This window comes from Cellvibrio sp. PSBB006 (genome assembly GCF_002162135.1).
Classification (GTDB): Bacteria; Pseudomonadota; Gammaproteobacteria; order Pseudomonadales; family Cellvibrionaceae; genus Cellvibrio.
Genome location: NZ_CP021382.1, coordinates 5235811 through 5257074, shown reverse-complemented (window position 1 = coordinate 5257074; position 21264 = coordinate 5235811). Strand labels below are relative to the sequence as shown.

At 49.2% G+C, this 21264-nt stretch carries 21 protein-coding genes; 11 read left to right on the top strand and 10 right to left on the bottom strand.

Annotated elements, in window-relative coordinates; all coding sequences use genetic code 11:
- Positions 1–29: 29 nt before the first annotated feature.
- The 8 genes from CBR65_RS21945 (at position 30) to CBR65_RS21910 (ending at position 8901) form a co-directional block, all read left to right on the top strand.
- Entirely contained in the window at positions 30–215 is a 186-nt protein-coding gene (locus CBR65_RS21945; protein WP_087468842.1) for a hypothetical protein, read from the top strand.
- Positions 212–913: an energy transducer TonB gene (locus tag CBR65_RS21940; protein ID WP_087468841.1), complete on the top strand. Its 702-nt coding sequence runs from the start codon at positions 212–214 to the stop codon at positions 911–913. Before CBR65_RS21945 ends, CBR65_RS21940 begins: the two co-directional genes overlap by 4 nt.
- A 178-nt stretch (positions 914–1091) precedes the next feature.
- Positions 1092–1835, top strand: a complete 744-nt coding sequence (locus tag CBR65_RS21935; RefSeq protein ID WP_087468840.1) for a MotA/TolQ/ExbB proton channel family protein — start codon at positions 1092–1094, stop codon at positions 1833–1835.
- A gap of 1 nt (position 1836) precedes the next feature.
- Positions 1837–2250 (top strand): biopolymer transporter ExbD, encoded by a 414-nt coding sequence (locus tag CBR65_RS21930; protein WP_087468839.1) that lies wholly within the window; start codon positions 1837–1839, stop codon positions 2248–2250.
- A 564-nt stretch (positions 2251–2814) separates the two neighbouring features.
- Positions 2815–3831 (top strand): zinc-dependent metalloprotease, encoded by a 1017-nt coding sequence (locus CBR65_RS21925; RefSeq protein ID WP_087468838.1) that lies wholly within the window; start codon positions 2815–2817, stop codon positions 3829–3831.
- Positions 3832–4307: 476 nt separating this feature from the next.
- Entirely contained in the window at positions 4308–5342 is a 1035-nt protein-coding gene (locus tag CBR65_RS21920) for an OmpA family protein (RefSeq protein WP_087468837.1), read from the top strand.
- Between the two features lie 33 nt (positions 5343–5375).
- The gene (locus tag CBR65_RS21915; protein ID WP_087468836.1) at positions 5376–8147 is read left to right on the top strand and encodes a thrombospondin type 3 repeat-containing protein; all 2772 of its coding nucleotides are present in this window, start codon (positions 5376–5378) and stop codon (positions 8145–8147) included.
- Positions 8148–8250: 103 nt separating this feature from the next.
- A complete protein-coding gene (locus CBR65_RS21910; RefSeq protein ID WP_087468835.1) occupies positions 8251–8901 on the top strand; it encodes a hypothetical protein in 651 nt (216 codons plus the stop codon).
- Between the two features lie 37 nt (positions 8902–8938).
- On the opposite strand, the gene CBR65_RS21905 is transcribed toward CBR65_RS21910, so the two are convergent.
- The 4 genes from CBR65_RS21905 to CBR65_RS21890 all read right to left on the bottom strand — a co-directional run bounded on the left by CBR65_RS21905 (position 8939) and on the right by CBR65_RS21890 (position 11576).
- On the bottom strand, positions 8939–9478 hold the full coding sequence (locus tag CBR65_RS21905; protein WP_087468834.1) for a hypothetical protein: 540 nt from the start codon (positions 9476–9478) through the stop codon (positions 8939–8941).
- 198 nt (positions 9479–9676) lie between these two features.
- A complete protein-coding gene (locus tag CBR65_RS21900; protein ID WP_087468833.1) occupies positions 9677–10204 on the bottom strand; it encodes a hypothetical protein in 528 nt (175 codons plus the stop codon).
- Between the two features lie 117 nt (positions 10205–10321).
- Positions 10322–11101 (bottom strand): hypothetical protein, encoded by a 780-nt coding sequence (locus CBR65_RS21895; RefSeq protein ID WP_087468832.1) that lies wholly within the window; start codon positions 11099–11101, stop codon positions 10322–10324.
- Between the two features lie 64 nt (positions 11102–11165).
- Positions 11166–11576, bottom strand: a complete 411-nt coding sequence (locus CBR65_RS21890; protein WP_087468831.1) for a hypothetical protein — start codon at positions 11574–11576, stop codon at positions 11166–11168.
- A 218-nt stretch (positions 11577–11794) separates the two neighbouring features.
- Between CBR65_RS21890 and CBR65_RS21885 the strand changes: the two genes are divergently transcribed.
- Positions 11795–12610: a protocatechuate dioxygenase gene (locus CBR65_RS21885; RefSeq protein WP_232461284.1), complete on the top strand. Its 816-nt coding sequence runs from the start codon at positions 11795–11797 to the stop codon at positions 12608–12610.
- 65 nt (positions 12611–12675) lie between these two features.
- Here the strand turns inward: CBR65_RS21885 and CBR65_RS21880 are convergent, their stop codons facing one another.
- Complete coding sequence (locus tag CBR65_RS21880; protein WP_087468830.1) at positions 12676–13572, bottom strand: LysR family transcriptional regulator; 897 nt, start codon at positions 13570–13572, stop codon at positions 12676–12678.
- Positions 13573–13682: 110 nt separating this feature from the next.
- On the opposite strand from CBR65_RS21880, the gene CBR65_RS21875 reads away from it, so the two are divergent.
- The gene (locus CBR65_RS21875; RefSeq protein WP_087468829.1) at positions 13683–14453 is read left to right on the top strand and encodes an NAD(P)H-dependent oxidoreductase; all 771 of its coding nucleotides are present in this window, start codon (positions 13683–13685) and stop codon (positions 14451–14453) included.
- Positions 14454–14561: 108 nt separating this feature from the next.
- On the opposite strand, the gene CBR65_RS21870 is transcribed toward CBR65_RS21875, so the two are convergent.
- The 5 genes from CBR65_RS21870 to CBR65_RS21850 form a co-directional block, all read right to left on the bottom strand.
- Positions 14562–14840, bottom strand: a complete 279-nt coding sequence (locus CBR65_RS21870; protein ID WP_198300843.1) for a hypothetical protein — start codon at positions 14838–14840, stop codon at positions 14562–14564.
- Between the two features lie 437 nt (positions 14841–15277).
- Positions 15278–15622, bottom strand: a complete 345-nt coding sequence (locus CBR65_RS21865) for a hypothetical protein (RefSeq protein WP_198300842.1) — start codon at positions 15620–15622, stop codon at positions 15278–15280.
- A 266-nt stretch (positions 15623–15888) separates the two neighbouring features.
- Complete coding sequence (locus tag CBR65_RS21860; protein ID WP_087468828.1) at positions 15889–16200, bottom strand: hypothetical protein; 312 nt, start codon at positions 16198–16200, stop codon at positions 15889–15891.
- A gap of 667 nt (positions 16201–16867) precedes the next feature.
- Positions 16868–17365, bottom strand: a complete 498-nt coding sequence (locus CBR65_RS21855; RefSeq protein ID WP_087468827.1) for a peptidylprolyl isomerase — start codon at positions 17363–17365, stop codon at positions 16868–16870.
- Between the two features lie 252 nt (positions 17366–17617).
- Positions 17618–19870: an arginine/lysine/ornithine decarboxylase gene (locus CBR65_RS21850; protein ID WP_087468826.1), complete on the bottom strand. Its 2253-nt coding sequence runs from the start codon at positions 19868–19870 to the stop codon at positions 17618–17620.
- Positions 19871–20230: 360 nt separating this feature from the next.
- On the opposite strand from CBR65_RS21850, the gene mgrA reads away from it, so the two are divergent.
- Entirely contained in the window at positions 20231–21244 is a 1014-nt protein-coding gene (gene mgrA / locus CBR65_RS21845; RefSeq protein WP_087468825.1) for an L-glyceraldehyde 3-phosphate reductase, read from the top strand.
- Positions 21245–21264: the final 20 nt, after the last annotated feature.

Here is a 21264-nt window from a genome sequence, read left to right as displayed (position 1 = left end):
GCGCCACCTTACTGACGCCATTACTTCCCATGCCCCAGAGCGATGCGCTGATGACAGCCTTGCTGGCCAGCGGAGCAATCTACGCGGCCGCCGTACTCTGGGCGTTTTCGGTTAAATCCATTGATAAAGCCATCCTCGGCCTTCTGGTGCCTGCCCTGCTCAGCGGTAGTTTTGCGTTGGTAATGAAGCTCTCCGGCACAGGAACGGGGCTATGAACAATAAGTGGACTTCAAGCATCGCGTTCATCAGCGTCCTGGCGATACATGCGGGCGCCATCGGCCTGGCAGTGTGGGCGCCCGCCCCCAAGACGGAAGAACTGGTTTTGCCGACGGTGCAAGGCATCCTGATCCCCGCCCCACCAGCAGAAACTGTGCAAACCCCAAGCGCCAAAAAGACCCCGCCACCGGTAGAACCAACACCACCGGAACCGGAAAAGCCCAAACCAAAACCAAAAAAGCCGGAGCCTAAACCGAAGCCCAAGCCAAAACCCGAGCCGCTACCCGAAGCGCCGCCGTCGGAAAAAGCCATTACGCAGGAAGAGTCACCGCCCGAAGAAGACAGTGCACCGCCACCGCCCCCACCGCCGGTTGCAACACCCACGGCGGAAGAAAACGACAGCATGGGTGCGCCGGTTACGCCACCAAGGGAAGATGCGCATCAACTTAACAACCCGCGCCCGGCCTACCCGGCGTTGTCGCGCCGCCTGCGTGAGCAAGGCATCGTGTTGTTAGAGATTTTGATCTTGCCGGACGGCACGGTCGGTGAAGTAAAAATTAAGGAATCCAGCGGTTTCAAACGGCTGGATGACACAGCAGTAAAAGCAGTCAAGCAGTGGAAATATACACCGGCGAGACGCGGTAATGAGCCTATCGCTTATTGGTATTTGCAGCCGCTGGAATTTTCGTTGCGTTAAAACTCTCGCAACAAAGTGATGAGAGCAGCAGGGTGTTGGGTTGCAAGACCGTCGGAGGCAGGATGCCGACGCCGAGCGTACAGGGATGTATTCACAGCGTGTCTGGCAACCCAACACCCTGCTGCTCGGTCTAGCCGAACAAATCTGAACTACATGAATGAACATTGAGGAAACGGTTATGAATAACCCCTATGGCATCGAAGCCCTTTGGAGTCAGGGCGACATGGTAATCAAATCAGTAGCAGTAATGCTGCTGTTGATGTCCATCGCGTCCTGGTATGTGATTGCGGTGCGCTCCTGGGGATTATTCAGATTGCGCAAACCCTCGCGCGCCTTGGGCGACTTTTGGCATGCGCAAAGTTTTGCGGAAGGTTTACATATTCTTGGCGACAATCGCGACGATAATCCGTTTCGTCGTTTAGCTGAAGAAGGTCAGGCCGCATTGGATCATCACACCAATCACAAAACCGATCTGCACGGACACTTGCCCTTGGCCGAATGGTTGACCGCCTGCTTGCGCGGCTCAATTGATGAAAGTTCAGAGCGTTTGCAACGCGGTCTGGCGATCCTCGCTTCTGTTGGTTCAACGGCACCCTTTATTGGTTTGTTCGGTACCGTGTGGGGTATTTACCACGCACTGGTAGGCATCGGTGTGTCCGGTTCGGCCAGTATTGATAAAGTCGCGGGTCCGGTGGGTGAAGCCTTGATCATGACCGCTTTCGGTCTTGCGGTAGCGATTCCGGCGGTGCTGGGTTACAACGCATTGAATCGCGGCAACAAAGGCATTCTCGGAAAACTCAATCGTTTTGCACACCAGTTACACGCCTACCTGATTACCGGTGCACCACCGGCTAGCAGTAAATCCACTGCGCCGGTGACCAAACTGGATGCACGCAAAATTGCACAGAAAGAGGTGAGCTAAGATGGCATTCGGCGGCGGACTCGACGACAACGAAGAAGTCATGAGCGAAATCAACATGACGCCCCTGGTGGACGTCATGTTGGTATTGTTGATCATCTTTATCATCACCGTACCGGTACTCACCCACTCGGTAAAGGTGGATCTGCCACGCGCGGACAACACCGTCAACAATGTAAAACCGGAAACGGTCAACCTCGCAGTGACCGCCGATGGATTATTTTACTGGAACGAAACCCAGGTCACCCTGGAAGAACTGGAACAGCGTTTGAGCGTCGCGGCGAAACAAGAACCACAACCGGAAATTCATATTCGTGGCGATCGACAAGTGGATTATGAACACGTCATCAAAGCCATGGCCGCCGTGCAAAAATCCGGTATTTTAAAACTCGGCTTCGTCACCGAACCCGCACAGTAAATTTAATAAAACCCGTAGGTCGGATTAGCGTCAGCGTAATCCGACAACACACTCGCTATAACCCAATTAACATTCTAAACAACAATTTTGCAGAAAAAGCATAAGCCTTACAGCAGCCCGATATTCCCCAAAAACCGGAATAACGCCTCATTTATTACCAACCCCTGATGTTATGACCCCAAACAAACAATTCTTCATAGTTTCCTGATATAGGCCCGCAAAATTTTATAAAAACAACGGGAAGATCCAAGTGAAGCGGATTGCCTGTGGCGCAATATTCAACTAATATACCCACAACTCTCAAGGATAACCAACAGAGCCACTGCCGGCATTATTCGTTACCTGAATAGCCTCATCCGGCACCACCTATGGCATCACCGATGCCAGTCTGAAAAGGATGCCTTAACCGGCACTCGCACAAAAGGCACTTGCTGCTAAGAGTTCCTGACACCCAAGGGTTACACAAGAATTTTTTAATTCTTGCGCTATCGCTGTGCCTGTTGTACAGCATTTATCGATATTTTGATTATTTCACGGAGGAGGCCAACAAAAGAGAACTCCTCCATGCTCAATTTTCTAAAAAAATTGAAAACGCTTGCCTGTGTTTTTTTCTTCGCCCTGACCTCACCCTGCTTTGCAGCAAACAACACCATTGATGTCCTCGTGGTTTATACCCAAGGGGTTTATGACATCTATGGTGAAGATACCGAGACGCGCATCAACCACCTCATTCAATTTACCAATCAGATATACCGCGATAGCCAACTTGATGTGGAGCTTCACCTGGCGGGACTCATGCAGGTGAATTACACCGATGACAATGACGCAGCAACCGCATTACAGGACATTACCTTTGCACGCGACGCGGCCCTGAAAGATGTACAGGCTACACGAGAAGCAACAAAAGCCGACATGGTGATTTTCTATCGCCCGTTTAAAGATGTGCATGGCAGTTGTGGCCAGGCATGGGTGGGCGGCGCTGACAGTCAGGGACATTTTTCTGCCGAGCATGAGAAGCACTATATGTACTCACATATTCCGATCAACAGCTGCGGTGATTTTTCTACCGCACATGAACTGGGTCACAATATGGGGCTCAGACACTCACGCTTGCAAGACGGCAAAGGTGGCACATTTGATTTCGCATTAGGCCACGGAGAAATGAATAAATTTGCCACTATCATGGCCTACCAAAGCACCTTTAATGCGGATTACTGGGATGGAAAAGCCTACAAATTTTCCAGCCCGGATTTATTGTGCAAAGGCCTTCCCTGTGGTGTGTCGCGTGATGACATACATGACGGCGCTGATGCACGTTATGCGTTGTCTGTCACAACTCCGCAAATTGCCGACTTTTATATTGCTGCCGACAATGTTCCGCCTTCGTCGTCAAGTTCATCAAGTGCGAGCTCGCTCAGCAATTCCACTGAAAACAGCAACAATGCGAACATTAATAATCCACCAGCAACAGAGTCCGCCACCAACAGCAGCAATGGGGGCGGCGGCGGTGCAGTTAATATCCTCATGCTGTGCATTCTGTCGGCACTTTCAACAATGATTCAGTTAAGAAATAAAAATTAAAAAATTTTAAAAAAACGTTAATCATGCGCGATTGTATTTTTGAAATAAATTACAGCGCATTACAGATTTTTTTATTATGAATAATTAAAATTTTTCGTTGTGAAAAAAATATTTTTATAAAAACTAGATCTTGAACAGCCATTGCTATCTTTTCATTATTCACTAGCATCAATGTTGTAGCAGTATGTCTTATTGGATTTCTGGAAGAGCATCTTGTTAAATTTTTGAAAGATGCGATGTGAGCAAGCTGGACTGTGAAGGAGCTGACTGTGATCAACCTATGCCTTTTTGTGTTTCACCTCTACCTACTTAACCACGCTCTGAATTCCCCACCAGATTGACGGAAGTCATCTTCAATCCCCATACATTCCAAGCCAACATTTGATTACCTGTTTTAGCGCAGGTGATAGCCGTTGTCGCTTGTCCATTACAACATTCTTTTGTCAGGGTGATGCTCACCTTTACGAGGGCTGTTTATGAATACCTTTAATTTTCTAACCCGGTTTTCAGCTTTTTCCCTGATGGCAACGTGTCAGTGGGTATTGGCTGATGTGCGAGAAGAAGGCGCCTATCTGGGCGCCCGTGCAGGTTATTCCTATAACCAGGAATCCTGCCTGGAAACCAATATGGACTGCGACAAGGATGATGTCGGTTATGGGATCTTTGGGGGTTATGACTTCAATCCGCGCTGGGGATTGGAGTTTTCGCTCAATGATATCGGTGATTCAAAAGCGCGTTATCCCGACGGTGCACTCGACGGCGATTTACGCTCCGCCGACCTTTCCCTGAAATACACCCACCCGTTATGGAAGCAGTGGGATATTTACGGAAAACTCGGTGCCGCTTATTGGGATGCAGAAGTCTCCGGCAATAATATTTCCATAAAAGACGATGGTTTTCGTCCATTGCTTGGTGCTGGCATTCAAGTACCTCTGTCGGCGCATTTGATCGGCCGGTTCGAATATCAATACATCGATCAAATCGGCAATGACACCATGGGCCACGCCAACCCACACTTTTTGGGGTTAGCACTGGTATGGCATTTCTCGCCGCTCAACCCACCGGCTAAACCCAGCGAGCCACCTCCACCGGTTGTTGCAGTAGCACCGGAGCCGGAACCCATTGTTGAGCCGCAACCTGAACCGGAACCTTTGCGCATTGTTATCGATGAAGAAATGGGCGGGCCATTATTTGAATTTGATAAAGCTGAAATCCGCAATACCGCGGCGATCGATCAAGTGGTCGATATGCTATTGGAAAAAACGTATTTGCAAGTCAGCGTCATCGGTCACACCGATGCGCGTGGCTCTGCTGAATACAATCAACGCCTTTCGGAAACACGCGCCAATGTGGTTGCTAAATATCTCCGCGCGAAAGGGGTCACTCTGGATCGAATAAAAGTCTTCGGCATGGGTGAAGATCAGCCAGTTGCCGACAATGACACCGATGAAGGCAGGGCCAGAAACCGACGTGTGGAATTCATTATCACCGGCACACAAACACAACCCTGATAACGCTTATCCAATTCGAGCCAGGTAATTATCATGAAAAATTTTTCGATATATTTACTGCTGATTGCCATCCTGGGTTTAACAGCCTGCGGTGGTGATGATGGATTTCCCCAAAACGGCAATGGTTCAGGCGGCTCAGCCTCGTCTGTCCCAACATCCAGTTCATCTTCTGCGTCATCGTCATTGCCACCCATTGATCCTGGCGAATTACCTGACCAGGATGGTGATGGTATCTCCGATATAACCGACAACTGTCCATTGATCGCCAATACCGATCAAGCCGATGACGATGCAGATGGTATCGGCAATGCGTGCGATAACGATACTGACGGTGATAATGTCGTGAACCTTCTCGACAACTGCCCCACCACCGGCAACCCGGCGCAAGTCGATACCGACAATGACGGTATTGGCGATGCTTGTGACACGGATCTGGACAACGACAACATCCCCAACGATGAAGATAATTGCCCGCTGGTAGCCAACGCGGATCAAGCCGATCAGGACGATGACGGCATCGGCGATGTGTGCGACAGTGATAGCGACGGCGATGGAATTCCCAATGCCTCTGACAACTGCCCGACTAACGCCAATGCGGATCAACTCGACACCGACAGCGATGACATCGGTGATGTGTGCGACACCAATACCGACACCGATGGCGACGGCATTGATGACGGCGAGGATAATTGTCCCCTCATCAGCAACAGCGCACAGGAAGACACTGACAACGATGGTATTGGTAACCCCTGTGATGATGACCACGATAACGACGGCGTGACCAACGACACGGATAACTGCCCCAACACACCCAATGCTGATCAGGCAGACCTAAACAACGATGGCGTGGGCGATGTGTGTGACAACGATACTGACGGCGATGGTATTACCAATACACTCGACAACTGCCCCCTGGTAGCCAACCCCGACCAACTGGATACCGATAATGACACCCTCGGTGATGCCTGTGATGATGATCGCGATGGTGATGGCATCAGCAATACCACCGACAACTGCCCCTCGATTGCCAATCTGAATCAAATGGATAGCGACGGAGATGGTATCGGTGATGTCTGCGATACCGATCGCGACGGTGATGGTATCGACAACACTGCCGACAATTGTCCGAACACCGCCAACCCGGATCAAACCGACACCGATGGCGACGGTACGGGCGACCTATGCGATGACAATACCGACAGCGATAACGACGGTATTGATGATGCCAGCGATAACTGCCCGTTAATCGCCAATGACGACCAGGCCGACCTCGACAACAACGGCGTAGGCGATGCCTGTGACACAGACATTGACGGCGACGGTGTACTCAACCCTGTCGACAATTGCCCTCTGGTTGCCAACACTGACCAGGCCGATCTGGATGGTGACGGACAAGGCAATGCCTGCGATACCGACCTGGATGGCGACGGTGTAGCCAACGACACCGACAACTGTCCGTTGCTTACCAACGCTGACCAAACCGACACGGATGACGACGGTATCGGTGACCTGTGCGATACAGATCTTGATGGCGACGGCATTATCAATACGCTGGACAATTGCCCGCTCGCCGCCAATGCCGATCAATTGGATACGGACAATGATGGTCTCGGCGATGCTTGTGATGCCAACACCGATAGCGATGACGATGGCATTGATGACGCATCAGATAATTGCCCGTTAATTGCCAACACTGATCAGGCCGACGCCGATAGCGATGGCATCGGCGACGCTTGCGATAACGATCTGGATGGTGACGGCGTGGTAAACGCCAGCGATAACTGTCCGACGACAGCCAACGCCGATCAAACGGATACCGACGCTGATGGTATCGGCGATCTGTGCGATCCCCTTACCGACAGCGACGATGATGGCATTGATGACGCGCTGGATAATTGCCCGCTCGTTGCCAACCCCCTGCAAACGGATACCGACGGCGACGCCATCGGCGACAGCTGCGATACTGACACGGACAACGACGGCGTATTGAACGATAGCGATAATTGTCCTCTGGTGGCCAACCCCGGCCAGGAAGACGGTGATGGCGACGATATCGGCGATGCGTGCGACACCGACAGTGACGGCGACGGGATTACCAATGACCTGGACAACTGCCCATTGGTTGCCAACGCGGATCAACTTGATGCGGATGGCGATAACATCGGCGATGTTTGCGATGATGATCTGGATGGTGACGGCGTCACCAATGCACTCGACAATTGCCCTATCAACAACAACCCTTCACAAGCGGATATTGATGGCGATGGCATCGGAGACGCCTGCGACCCGGTAGAAAATGTCGCCTGTGGTCCGGGTTTATTGTTCGAACCGGTATTGGGCGCAAGTACGAGTGTCGACACCGGTTTACGTGGTGTATTGTGTATCGGTTGCGGCGTGCTTAATCCGGCGAACCTGGTTAATACGCTGGATGATGCTGCGGTTATGTCAACACCGGTCGCGGTGGCGGCATCCGTGTGGGCAAGCGTGGAAGATACCGCAATGACTTATACCGGCAATCAGCGCGTCGGCTTCCTCGTGTCACTGCCAGTCGGTGTGTTGGACCTGAGCTTGCTGAACAGCCTGGAGATCACCACCTATCTGGACGGTGTCGCACAGGAGAGCAGTGCCAGCGGCGGGTTACTCGGCTTGCAACTGCTTAACCTGACAGGAGATGCCACACGGCAAATGGTGATCATGGAAACGACGGCGGACTTCGATGAAGCAGAAATTGAAAAAGCTGCCGTACTAGGTGCATTGTCTAATCTGAATGTGTATGCGATGTGTGTAGCACCGCCTCCACTTTAGCGTAGCCAACAAACATCAAAGGCAGCATGGTGCTGCCTTTGATGTTTGTAAAAACATTGAAGAATATGCAGCTATCACAAATACATTAAACCTGTTGGTCACCATGAAAAGTAATAAAAAATCGCTTATTATCTTTTTTATAATCGTGATCGGCATTGTCTATTTTTATTTGGCCTATGAGAAAAAAACGACAACACAACACATGCCCGCTGAACAGAAAATTTTGGCAGAAAAATCGTACAACACATTAAAATCGGTAAGTACCGATAAAAAAAATACCCCACTAGCAATTAAGCAAGATGCTATAAATTCCTCAGCAGAAAAAACAAGCTACAAACCACTTTGGCAAATTAATGACACAGATGCACTGCCGGTGTTTCCTTTACCGGAAGGTGTTGTGATTTATGAACCCGTTTCATTGAATATGGACGCCCCCTACCCGCTTCCCGGTGACAAGCTTGCCATACCCCTACCTGAAGCAGAAAACGCACAGGTTACTGTCACCACTCATCACATAAGCCCCAATGGCGACTACTCCTGGCGCGGCAACCTTGACGGTTACGGCGATGATTACCCTATAGTAGTGACTTACGGACACCGCTCCATCTTCGCCACCATCACCACCCCACAAGGTAGCTATGCCCTGGAATCTATCAACGGCAGCGGCTGGATCTACAAAAACCCGGCCACCGCCGAACTCTCAAAACCCGGCACCGAAGACTTTATGGAAATCCCGCAGCACACCAAACCCTAGGTCGGATTAGGCGGCACGCCGTAATCCGACAACCCCATCAAATCTCCATATCATATTCTTTCTTCATAGACGAACCATCCTTCTTACGATGCACATCCGTCGCAACATCGATACCATTGTCACGCATCAAATCCAACGCATTGTGGGAACCGGTGGATTGTTTATAAACCCCGCGCGCAAGCACGATAACCTTGAAAATATACTCATTGCCATTGATAGGCGCTTTGTAAATATTATTCTGAAAGTTGATCAATTCTTCCGCACACCCCACTGGTTTATTGGATGTGCCATAAGTGGAACTGCAAGACGATTTTGAAATACAGAGAATGACTTTGTTAACCGCCGGAGACACAGATAAAGAACCGGTATCTCCTTTAATGGTTCTGATAAAAACGTCTTCCGCATGTTCACAACCATGCGTTTTCGACTTATTGTTTTTCATTATCCCCAGTGATTTACCCTCAGGATATTTATTGTTGATCAAAATGGCACTACCGTGCGTTTCCATGCCAGAATGGAACCACTGCTGATTACTTAAATCACCGTCTGACTTTCCAAATGTGTATTTAGGTGGCATTTTTGATCTCCATGCGTCTCGAAGTGATGACTATTCAATATTTAATGACAATGGGAATTACAGGAAATTACGGGACTCAGCAAAAAGTCCCCTAACATAATATATGCCATCGCTAGCTATTTCGCGAAGAGACGCAATATGTGAGAACACCAACGAGGCAATCAATATGACCAGCAGCGAATATGCACTTAGCGGGTATTAATACTCCTTCGCCATAGACGAGCCATCTTTCTTGCGATGCACATCGGTCGTCACTTCAATACCATTAAGCTTCATCATCGTTAGCGCTTTACGCGAACCACTGCTCTGCTTGTAAAGCGCCCGAGCTATCACAATTAATTTAAAAATGTATTCATTACCGGTAATGGGGCATCGATAAGGATTATTCTGAAAATTAATCAATTCCTCCGCACAACCAAGCGGTTTATTCGAGGTACCGTAGGTAGAACTACACGGGGACTTTGAAATGCTCAGGACAATGGTGTTTACCGAGGGCGAGGTTCGCAACAACCCAACATTTGTCTTAATGTATCGAATAAAAACATCTTCGGCATGCTCACAGCCATGCCGCTTGGATTTATTGTTTTTCATTATCCCCAAGGACAAACCATTCGAATTTGATCGATTAAACAGATAGGCACTCCCGTGGGTCGACATGCCCGAACGGAACCACTGCTGATTGCTCAGTTTGTCTTTTGACTTACCGTAGCTGTACTTGGCCGGCATAGGACGATCCTCCAATTGATAGTCTTGATATCAGGCTATTTCCTGAAAATGAAGACTATCTACCGGTTCGCGGGGGATGTGAATTACAGGGGATTACGGCAATTAAACGTTTTGGGATTAATAAGGCGCAGTGACTTCGATGAAACTATCCAGGTTAAAATTATAAATAAGCTTTCCGGTTAAAGAGCGAGAGGCAACAGAAATACGCCCTCGATATAAAATGCCTCCCTCCGTCCATACCAGTTGATTATTCAACCATTCGCACCATTCCCAATCAGGCTTCTCGTAGACCACACCCTTGTAAATTAAACGATGAAACTCCCACCAGCTACCTTTACCCTTCCTTCTGGAATTATGGTTTATTAATTTTTCAAGGGAGGTATGTTGGTCTATCCGTTTAAGCAATGTTATACGAGCGCTATTTATCGACTTTACTACCCATCCTCTCTTACGCAATCTCGCGCAATATACGCCATATTTATGCATTTCAAAATCGCGTTTTATTGAGGTAAATTTGGGGCTAGCGAACTCGTTATAACAATCATTTCCATCACCAAGCATATAGCTGTTATTACTGGCAAAAATTCCACTACCAAGCCCGCCCACGTTTCTGGTTAACGTAATTGCTTTTAACCAAGGTGCTCGTGAGACAACCGTATAACCAAAACCCTTTTTATTTGCCGAATATAAAAAATGATCTCCATCTGGTGATACATCACTGAAGTACTCGTAAACCCTACCCTTGAGCCACTGAGAAACACGGACTTGGTCCGTTTTTATATTCCAGCTATAGATGCCGGTTTTCTCAGCAGGGCCACGACGGATTACGATGGCCCTGTGATCTTTTTCTGGAATTAAAATAAAGATTCTGGCAGGAAAGCTATTATTTGTTTTCAATCTCTACCGCCATCCTCTCATGATTTGAAACCGTGTTCTACAAATGTAAGTTCTGCGAGCATTATTAATCCTCCTGCACTTCTGCATGTGCAGGAAATCCGGCGGGAGGCTCACTGTCGCGGCCTGACCACATTCCCACCATTTTTTTCGTGCCGTTGTAATAGTAGATAACCACCGGGCAGGCGGCATTAGCGGGAAGGCCATGTTCGCTTGAATATTTTCCTTCATTCGCCGTTACGAGCATAACAATGGGTATACTGGCGCTTTTAAAGAAATCGTCACATTTTGAGCAGGGAAAGGCATTTTGAACCAGATGGATAACGCTAGGGCTTCGCGTCAGAATACTTTTGTAGGCTAAACGCTCAGCGTGCTGATCATCTTTGCTTTTATTGCCTACGCCACCATTATATTTATTGCGCCAGGAAAGACTTCCACGGTCATTTACCAACTCATAAGCATTAACGACGATAGTCATAATAAGTTCCTTTTGGGAGTTATAAATTACAAGGATATTATCGCTTACAACGAATTCGAACAATAGGGTTGATAATCTCTGGCACCAATTCGAATATGGGTCTATCTGAAACAGCTTCCATATTCTTTGCACATTTCAACGCCAACGTTTTTCTTTTCTTAACGTCAGAGCATTGCTGGCGGCCTTGTGCCAACAATCCATCTGCCGAGATTATATCTATGAAAGAAAATAACGTTGATTGCTCTTCTGCATCACAAAATATCACTTCCGTTGACTTCGCCCGACGTAAGACCTTGAGTGCGCTAGGCACTTTGGGCTTACTCACCGGTGTGGTTAGTTGTGGCGGCAGCGGAGGCAATAACGCGGCAGCATCATCTGCCGGTAATTCTTTGTCATCCAGCACCAGCAGCTCGACATCAAGTTCCAGTGCGACAGGTAGCTGCGTGTTGATTCCCTCCGAAACTCAAGGCCCCTACCCCTTGACGGCGATATTAAGCAACTCTGCCATTTTTCGCGCGGACCTTACCGAAGGTAAAACCGGCGTGCCGCTCACGTTAAAACTGCGTCTGGTCAATATCAACAGTGATTGTTCACCGTTTACCTATGCATCAATTTATGTGTGGCATTGCGATAAAGACGGTGTCTATTCGGGTTATGCCCAGCCCGGTGTAAATACAGTTGGTGAAACATTTTGTCGCGGTGTTCAGGATGTGAACGAGAATGGCGAGGTGGTATTCACTACCATCTATCCCGGCTGGTATACCGGCCGCATCACCCACATTCATTTCCAGATTTTTCTTTACAACGATACCTCAACCAGCGCATCGGTCACCTCGCAATTGGCTTTTCCAGAAGACATCACACGCGACGTTTATAACTCAGATCTTTATAGCGAGCATGGGCAAAACACATCGGTGAGTAGCTTTGCCGCTGACAATGTATTCAGCGATGGCGTGACTTATCAAATAGCAAGTGTTACTGGCTCTGTTAGTGAAGGTTATGTTGCAACGCTTGATGTTGGTATTGCCGTTTGAGCCGAACTAAAAACGCGCGAGCAATCATCCGATTGCTCCACTGGCCTCAGATTTATTAGTCGTTTTTAATCTGCTAACACATCGATTACTTGCTCACGAATCCAGCAGTGCGCAGTGTGCCTGTGATTACGCTCATGCCACACCATACCCACCGAAAATCCTGTAGAAACGTCGGGCGCTTTAATTATTGTGAGATCACCTCGCCCCGCTACCAGCCGCCAGGGCACCAGTGCCACCAAATCTGATTGCGCAACAATTTCCGGGATAAATAAGAATGAAGCAACGGATAACACCAGGTTGCGCGTGTAGCCCATTGCTTTGAGAGCTTGATCTACCGGCGTGAAAAAATCGCCGCCGTTGAGCGATACCACCACATGTTCGAGTTGTACATATTCTTCAAGCGTGATGCTGTCACGCAGTTGCGGGTGATCCTTTCGGCCAATCAGCACATAGTGTTCGTCGTAAAGATGTCTGGTACGGAGGACCGGGGGAGCATCGTCCGGCGTCATCAACGCAAGATCCACCTCGCCGTGCATCATTTGCGTATCCAGTCGACGCGGCTCCAGGTTACGTATGCTAATTCTGATACCCGGCGCCTGCGCTCTCAACGTCTGGATAAGCGACCGACCAATGACGGTTTGAAGATAATCAGTGCACGCAATCGTCACGGTCAGCTTCGCAAACCCTGGATCAAATTGCTGATGCGTTGCCACGGTATCGCGCACCTGATCCAGTGCAACGCGCAACGGGGCGAGCAGCTCCAGAGCCATAGCGGTCGGCATCATTCCCCGCTGGGTTGGAATCAATAACGGATCATTGAACATATCCCGCAAACGGTTCAGCTGAGCACTAACAGCCGGCTGACTCAGATGCAGGCGCGCAGCAGCCCTGGTGACATTCTGCTCCTCAAGCAGAGCCTCCAGCGTTGCGAGTAAATTGAGATCAAGTCGCTTGGTATTCATATGCTGGATACTAGATCAAAAAATAACGAATTTCACTTATAGCTCATTTCCGCACACCATCACCCTACCCGTTACACATAAATCCCACCACCCGATAAAGGATAACTGTTATGTCCAAAACCGTATTGCTTGTGTATGCACACCCGGAACCCACATCGCTAACCCGCCTGTTCGTTGCAGCGACGGAGCAAACGCTGACACAGCAAGGCCACACCCTATTGCAGTCGGATCTGTACAGTATGGGCTGGAAAGCCGTATTTGATGAACAGGACTTTCCCCATCGAGTAAACCCGGAGCGGTTTGCTTATGTGCAAGAGTCGGGGCACGCTTATGCCACTGATCAACAAACAGAAGATGTAACAGCGGAACAGCACAAGCTGCTCGCGGCCGACGCCGTGATATTGCAGTTTCCCCTGTGGTGGTTTGGTATGCCGGCCATTCTCAAGGGCTGGATAGACCGCGTGTACGCCTACGGATTCGCATATGGATACAAAGGCGAAGGTAACCGCTACCGTTATGGCGACGGCATCCTCAAAGGCAAACGCGCGCTACTGTCAGTTATGGTGGGCGGACCAGAAACAGATTACTCGCCTCGTGGCATTAATGGCCCGTTGGAAGAATTGTTGTTCCCCATTACTCACGGCGCATTATTTTTTCCTGGTATGGATGTATTACGGACACATGCCGTCTATGGCGCTGGCAACCTATCGAAGGAGACAGTGGATAGAGAATTGACCGCTTGGCGTCACCGCCTAGAACAACTTTTTGATGAATCACCTATTCCGTTTCGGCGTCAAAACAGTGGGCAGTACCAGCAAAATATGCTGGCCGAACATATCGCAGAAGGAAAAACGGGGTTGACTATTCATATTGATGATTAACTGCATTCAGTTATGAAAAGCTTTTGTTATAGATTACCGGCATGTGCCCTTTCCACCGATTCCATGCATCGTCATTCGTTATCAGATCAGCCATAAAATGCGCAACATTTATGCGGCTGGTTTTCCCTGGATTGAAAATAGCACTGCGCGTAGCGATGGACAAACCACATATTCAGAACCGCGCGCCTCATCGATTAGCGTATCCGGCCTGACAACAACCCACTCGACTGATTTATCACTCACGCTACCGCTGGTGTGCAGATAATCCGCAGCCTGCTCATTATCAACATGCGGTGGTAATAGCAGACGAATTAAACCAACAACACGCCGCTGGACAAACGAGATAGGCTCATCAAGATCAAAAACTACCAGAATAATTCCGATCACTATCTCAACTTTAATCTGACGCCAGCCACAACGGGAATGGAGCAGAGCTATTCTGCACCGTAATCCAGCACAGCGACATACACAAAATAGCAGCGTTTATATTTTCCCGCCGTTATATATCGATTTTCAAAACGGTTTACCCTGCAATACTCTCAAATAAAATCTACGTGAATAGAATTTTATAGACCCTCTGTTTTATCTGTTTTATCTTCTTTGTATTCATAGAACCCTAATTCAAAAAATTGGCCAACGACGCCCTCTATGGGCCGGTGTCTTTCGAATTTTCTTTGAAATTTCTAAACACTGATTGTGCGACAGTGAAATGTCTACCTTTTTGGAGGGCTCGACTTTCACCTCTCCAGTTAATTGCCATGCTCGGCACAAATTCAAACCAGAAGTGCGAAATATCTTATGCTTTTGTTTGTTAAGTGTTCAAGTTAGTCGTAATTAATAGACTTTGTATCATCAACCACCATTTCTTCCTCTTTATTTATAGAGGCATGTACCCGAATACCTTTAAGATCATGTGGAAATTCTGGCCAAATATAATATGCAACAGCTGGAGATATCATTTCTCCAGCTGGCCCCGATGGAGGAGCCCCAACGAAGTCAAAATCATAAACACCATCTACAGGGGGCACAATGTAAACATAGGGTATCAGACGAGCATCCGTCCAACCTGTTGTTGGTGCCGAACCAAAAACGGTAATGCTCAGCTGCGGCGGATTACTTTTAAGCAATGCCAAATCAATATTATTAACTTTAAGTAGTTTTGTAATCATAGCGATTTCCTTTTTATAAAAGCGACTACTACAAAAATTTCGTCGCAGCTTGGTAATTGTTAACCAGCGGCAACCATCTTGGGCACTTTATACGAAAAAATGAGAACGAAACAAAATACGCATATAATACGCAAAGTGAGCTATCCAACGGACTCCCGCAGGGCAAGAACAAATTATCTCCCTTTGCAAGATCGATTTCAGTAGCTTTCCACAACAGCTAAAGGTAAAAAAGTGAAATTCATACCTACGCTTTGATCGTAAGTCTGTTAACCCATGTAAGAAACTATAACTGTTGAACTTTGGCCGCCCTCAATATTTATAGTTACTTGGTCATATTGGCGACCATTTACTTCCTTTACATACTCAAAGGGTCGGCATGTTCCCTTCATTGGTCCGTCAACATGTTTAACCGTAACATTTAAAATAAGTATTTGGGAATTAATTCCTTGGGGGACGGCTTCTGAAACGTTAACTTCAGTTGCCATCGTGTAAACAAGAACTGAACCATGAACATATAACTTATTTGGTTGTTCTTTACCATTAATATGCGCTGAAACTGCAAGATTACAAAATGCCATATAACTTCTCCTTTTATCTTTAAATATTTAGCTAGACTGCTAAATTGTTTCAAAATTCTCCAGCATCAAATCCCGATGGTCTTTGTTTTATGTGAATGCATTACAAGAGCTACGTTAGACTCAGAGCACCCCAGCAATATGTCGTCTATCGTTTTTTACTTCCGCACGACACGATGTATTTTTTAAAGCCAGGAGCTTTCCTGATATCGGATTCCCACCTTTTTATGTTGTATGTATAGCCAAGACATTATTGAATTTTTAGAGCACAGGCATCCTAGCTGTTCGCTCTCTTACCAATAACTTCCTGTCTTGATAAAAAGTCTTAGCGCCTGCTACTCTAGAGATTCAGGTATTTTTTTACCATCACATATCACTTTTCGAAATATCCTTCCTTATATCCGCGTAAATCAGAATAAAGAGTGCGTGCCCCCAAATTAAACTCTGTCTGCACGAAAAAAACAGCTACCAAACACTCTCACAACACAAGTAAAGACTATCAACCCTTTTTACGCCAATGAAAATTACACCAGATTACCAATAATCTTTATGGGAGAATTTGACCAACCAGACAGGAAAATAACGAAGGCAGAAAAAGCAGAAGGAAAAGCTGGGGAAAACTCACAAAAGCGATGCCACCAACCAACACCGCTCCCGCAAAAGAAATAAGTCAATGATGGTGATGACCACCTACGCCGTGGGCGTGGCCGTGGGCGAGTTCTTCTTCGGTGGCTTCGCGGACCTCAACAACTTCGATTTCAAAAATTAGTTGTTTTCCGGCAAGGGGATGGTTGCTGTCGATGTCGACATTGAATTTACCCACTTTTAATACCACGGCTTCCCAGGGGCCGTGTTCGGTGTTTACCGCGACTTTCATGCCGGGTTTGAGTTTGTTTTTCAGTTTGGCGTAGTCGAGCAAATGTTTGATGGGGATGCGTTGCACCGCGCCTTCTTTGCGTTGGCCGTAGCCTTGTTCGGGGGTGAGTTCGACGGTGAATTTATCGCCGGCTTGTTTTCCTTCCATGGCGTGTTCCATGGCGGCCAACAGGTTGTTGTGGCCGTGCAGGTAGAGTGTTGGTTCTGCGTCGTGTGAGCTTTCGAGGAGTTCGCCGTTGGTTTCGCTGAGGCGGTAGTGGAAGCTGACAACTTTGTCCGCACCGATTTGCATAGTGGTCTCCAGAGGTTATTGCTTTTTGAGCCGCGCAGTATGGCGAGGGTGTTCCGGGTTGGCAACGGGCAATTGAGGGATTTGTGGGTTGGTAAGAGAGCAGGCTATGGTCGAGCCGAGGCCGCCGGTAGGTCGGATTAGCGTTAGCGTAATCCGACAGCTTGGTCAGCGTTTGGGTAGGGTTGGATTGTTTGGGAAGGGGTAGTCGGATTACGCCTTTGGCTAATCCGACCTACGGATGTGGGAGTATTTTTATTGGCGGACGCAGTCGACGAAGTAGTCGCGTTTGCCGTCGACTTCGCGTTTGACCAGACCGTGCACGTCGGTTTCGAAGCCGGGGAAGCGTTCGTTGAAATCGCGGGCGAATTTCAGGTAGTCCACGATAGTTTTGTTGAAGCGTTCGCCGGGAATCAACAGCGGAATGCCCGGCGGGTATGGCGTCAGCAAAATCGAGGTGATGCGCCCTTCCAGTTCGTCGATGGCGACGCGTTCGATTTCGCGGTGGGCCATCTTGGCGAAGGCGTCCGAGGGTTTCATGGCCGGCTGCATGTCGGACAGGTACATCTCGGTAGTCAGGCGTGCAACATCGTAGACTTTGTAGAAGTCGTGGATCTGTTGACACAGATCGCGCAGGCCGCGTTTTTCATAGCGCGGGTTGGCTTGCGCGAACTCCGGCATGATGCGCCACATGGGCTGGTTTTTGTCGTAGTCGTCTTTGAATTGTTGCAGGGCGGCCACGAGGGTGTTCCAGCGGCCTTTGGTGATGCCGATGGTGAACATGATGAAGAAGGAGTAAAGCCCGCATTTCTCCACGATCACGCCGTTTTCCGCCAGGTATTTGGTGACGATAGACGCCGGGATGCCGGACTCCGCGAATTCACCGTCCAGCGATAATCCGGGGTTGATGATGGTGGCTTTGATGGGGTCGAGCATATTGAAGCCCGGCGCCAGTTTACCGAAGCCGTGCCAGTTGTCTTCGCTGCGCAACATCCAATCGTCGCGCTCACCCATACCTTCGGCGGCGAAGGCATCCGGGCCCCATACCTGGAACCACCAATCCTGACCCCACTCTTCGTCCACTTTCTTCATGGCGCGGCGGAAATCCAGCGCTTCAAGAATCGACTCTTCCACCAATGCGTGACCGCCGGGTGCTTCCATCATCGCCGCCGCAATATCGCAGGACGCAATAATGGCGTACTGCGGCGAGGTGGAGGTGTGCATCAGATAAGCTTCATTGAACGCGTCCTGATCCAGTTTCACCTTCTCGGAATCGTGCACCAGGATTTGCGATGCCTGGGATAAACCGGCCAACAATTTGTGGGTGGATTGGGTGGAGAAGATCAGCGACTCTTTTGCGCGCGGGCGGTTTTTGCCGATGGCGTGCATGTTTTTGTAGAAGTCGTGGAAGGTGGCGTGCGGCAGCCAGGCTTCGTCGAAATGCAGCGTGTCGATCTTGCCGTCGAGCATTTCTTTCAGGCGCTCAACGTTATAAATCACGCCGTCGTAAGTGGACTGGGTGATGGTCAGAATACGCGGCTTTTTGTTCTTGGCTTCGCGGGCAAAGGGGTTAGCTTCGATCTTGCGCGCGATACTTTCCGGGGTGAATTCTTCCAGCGGAATCGGGCCGATAATACCCAGGTGGTTGCGCGTGGGCATCAGGAACACCGGAATCGCGCCGCACATGATGATGGAGTGCAGTATGGATTTGTGACAGTTGCGATCCACTACCACGATATCGCCCGGCGCCACCATGGAGTGCCACACCATCTTGTTCGATGTCGACGTACCGTTGGTCACAAAGTAGCAATGGTCCGCATTGAAGATACGCGCCGCATTGCGCTCGGACGCCGCCACCGGGCCGGTGTGGTCGAGCAGTTGGCCCAGCTCTTCTACCGCGTTACACACATCCGCGCGCAGCATGTTTTCACCAAAGAACTGGTGGAACATCTGGCCGATGGGTGACTTCAAAAAGGCCACGCCGCCAGAGTGACCGGGGCAGTGCCAGGAATAGGAGCCGTCCTGCGCGTAGTGCACCAGCGCGCGGAAAAACGGTGGCGACAAGCCATCCATATAGGACTTGGCTTCGCGGATGATATGGCGCGCCACGAATTCGGGCGTGTCTTCAAACATGTGGATGAAGCCGTGAAGCTCGCGCAGGATGTCATTGGGAATATGGCGCGAGGTGCGGGTTTCACCGTAGAGATAAATCGGGATGTCGGCGTTCTTATAGCGAATTTCTTCCACAAAGGCGCGCAGGGATTTCAGGGCGTGGTCGGTTTCTTCCAGCGAACCAGTACCGAATTCTTCATCGTCGATGGACAGAATAAAAGCCGAGGCGCGGGATTGTTGCTGAGCAAACTGCGACAGGTCGCCGTAGCTGGTAACCCCGAGAACCTCCATCCCCTCTTGCTGAATCGCGTCCGCGAGGGCGCGAATGCCCAGGCCGGATGTGTTTTCAGAGCGAAAATCCTCGTCAATAATGACTATCGGAAAGCGAAATTTCATGGGGTCTCCACACGGTTTGCGTCAAATCAAACCCCGCAGGTGGCGGGGTGCGTGTTCAGGTGCCGGGGCGCACCAGGTCTCTCTTCGGTTTAGTTTAGGCTTTTGATGCAGTTTAGGACAATCTCAAACAGGCGCTGTTCTATGGCCGGGCAAGGTCGCAGATAATGCAGCAGTCAACGCCATCTGTCGACGCCTGTGCAGGGAATTTTTTGTGTCGTCATCGGCTTGGCCAAAGTATGAACACCGCAAGAGCTCCCTACCCTTTCTTTACAAGCCCTTTACACAGCGCCCTTCATGCAAACCGCCCCTTTAGGCTAAGATAACGCGCCATTCGGTCACCCTATAAATAAGAGGCGCTTCATGATTACCCACGAACCCAATCCACGCTATGTTGCCCACCCCGAACGCTACCAGCGCATGAAATATCAGCGCTGCGGCAAGAGCGGTTTGAAATTGCCGCGGATGTCTTTGGGTTTGTGGCAAAACTTTGGCGCCGTGGATTCCCTTAGCAATGCCACCGCGATGATTCAGCGCGCGTTTGATCTTGGCATTACCCATTTTGATCTCGCCAACAATTACGGTCCGAATTTCGGTTCGGCGGAATCCACCTTTGGTACCATCTTCAAACAACATCTCGCGTCTTACCGAGATGAATTGATTATATCCAGCAAAGCCGGTTATGACATGTGGCCCGGCCCTTACGGCATCGGCGGCTCGCGTAAATATCTGGTAGCCAGTTGCGATCAGAGTTTGCAACGCACCGGGCTGGACTATTTTGATATTTTTTATTCCCACTGCATGGACCCGGAAACACCGCTGGAAGAAACCATGCAGGCTCTGGATTACATTGTGCGTTCCGGTCGTGCGCTGTATGTAGGCATCTCCAACTACACGCCGGAGAAAACTCGCGAAGCTGCCCAGATTCTCAAATCTCTCGGAACACCCCTATTGATTCACCAACCGCGCTACAACCTGCTTGACCGCTGGATTGAAGATGGTTTGACGGATGTATTGAAAGAAGAAGGCGTGGGTGCGATTGCATTTTCGTCGCTGGCTCAAGGGGTACTGACTAACAAATATTTGAATGGCATTCCTGCGGGTTCACGCGCAGCGCGTGCGGAGCAAATTTATTTGGGCAGTAAAGATATTACGCCAGAAAAAATTGCCAAGGTGCAAGCGTTGAATGAGCTTGCTCAAGTGCGCGGGCAATCATTGGCGCAGATGTCGCTGGCTTGGGTATTGAATAATGATGCCGTCACCAGCACGATTATTGGGGCAAGCCGGGTTGAGCAAATTGAAGACTCGGTTAAAGCGCTGGATAACCTGGAATTTAGTGCGACAGAGTTGGAAAAAATTGAAGCGATTTTGCGGTAGTTTGTTGTCGGATTACGCCT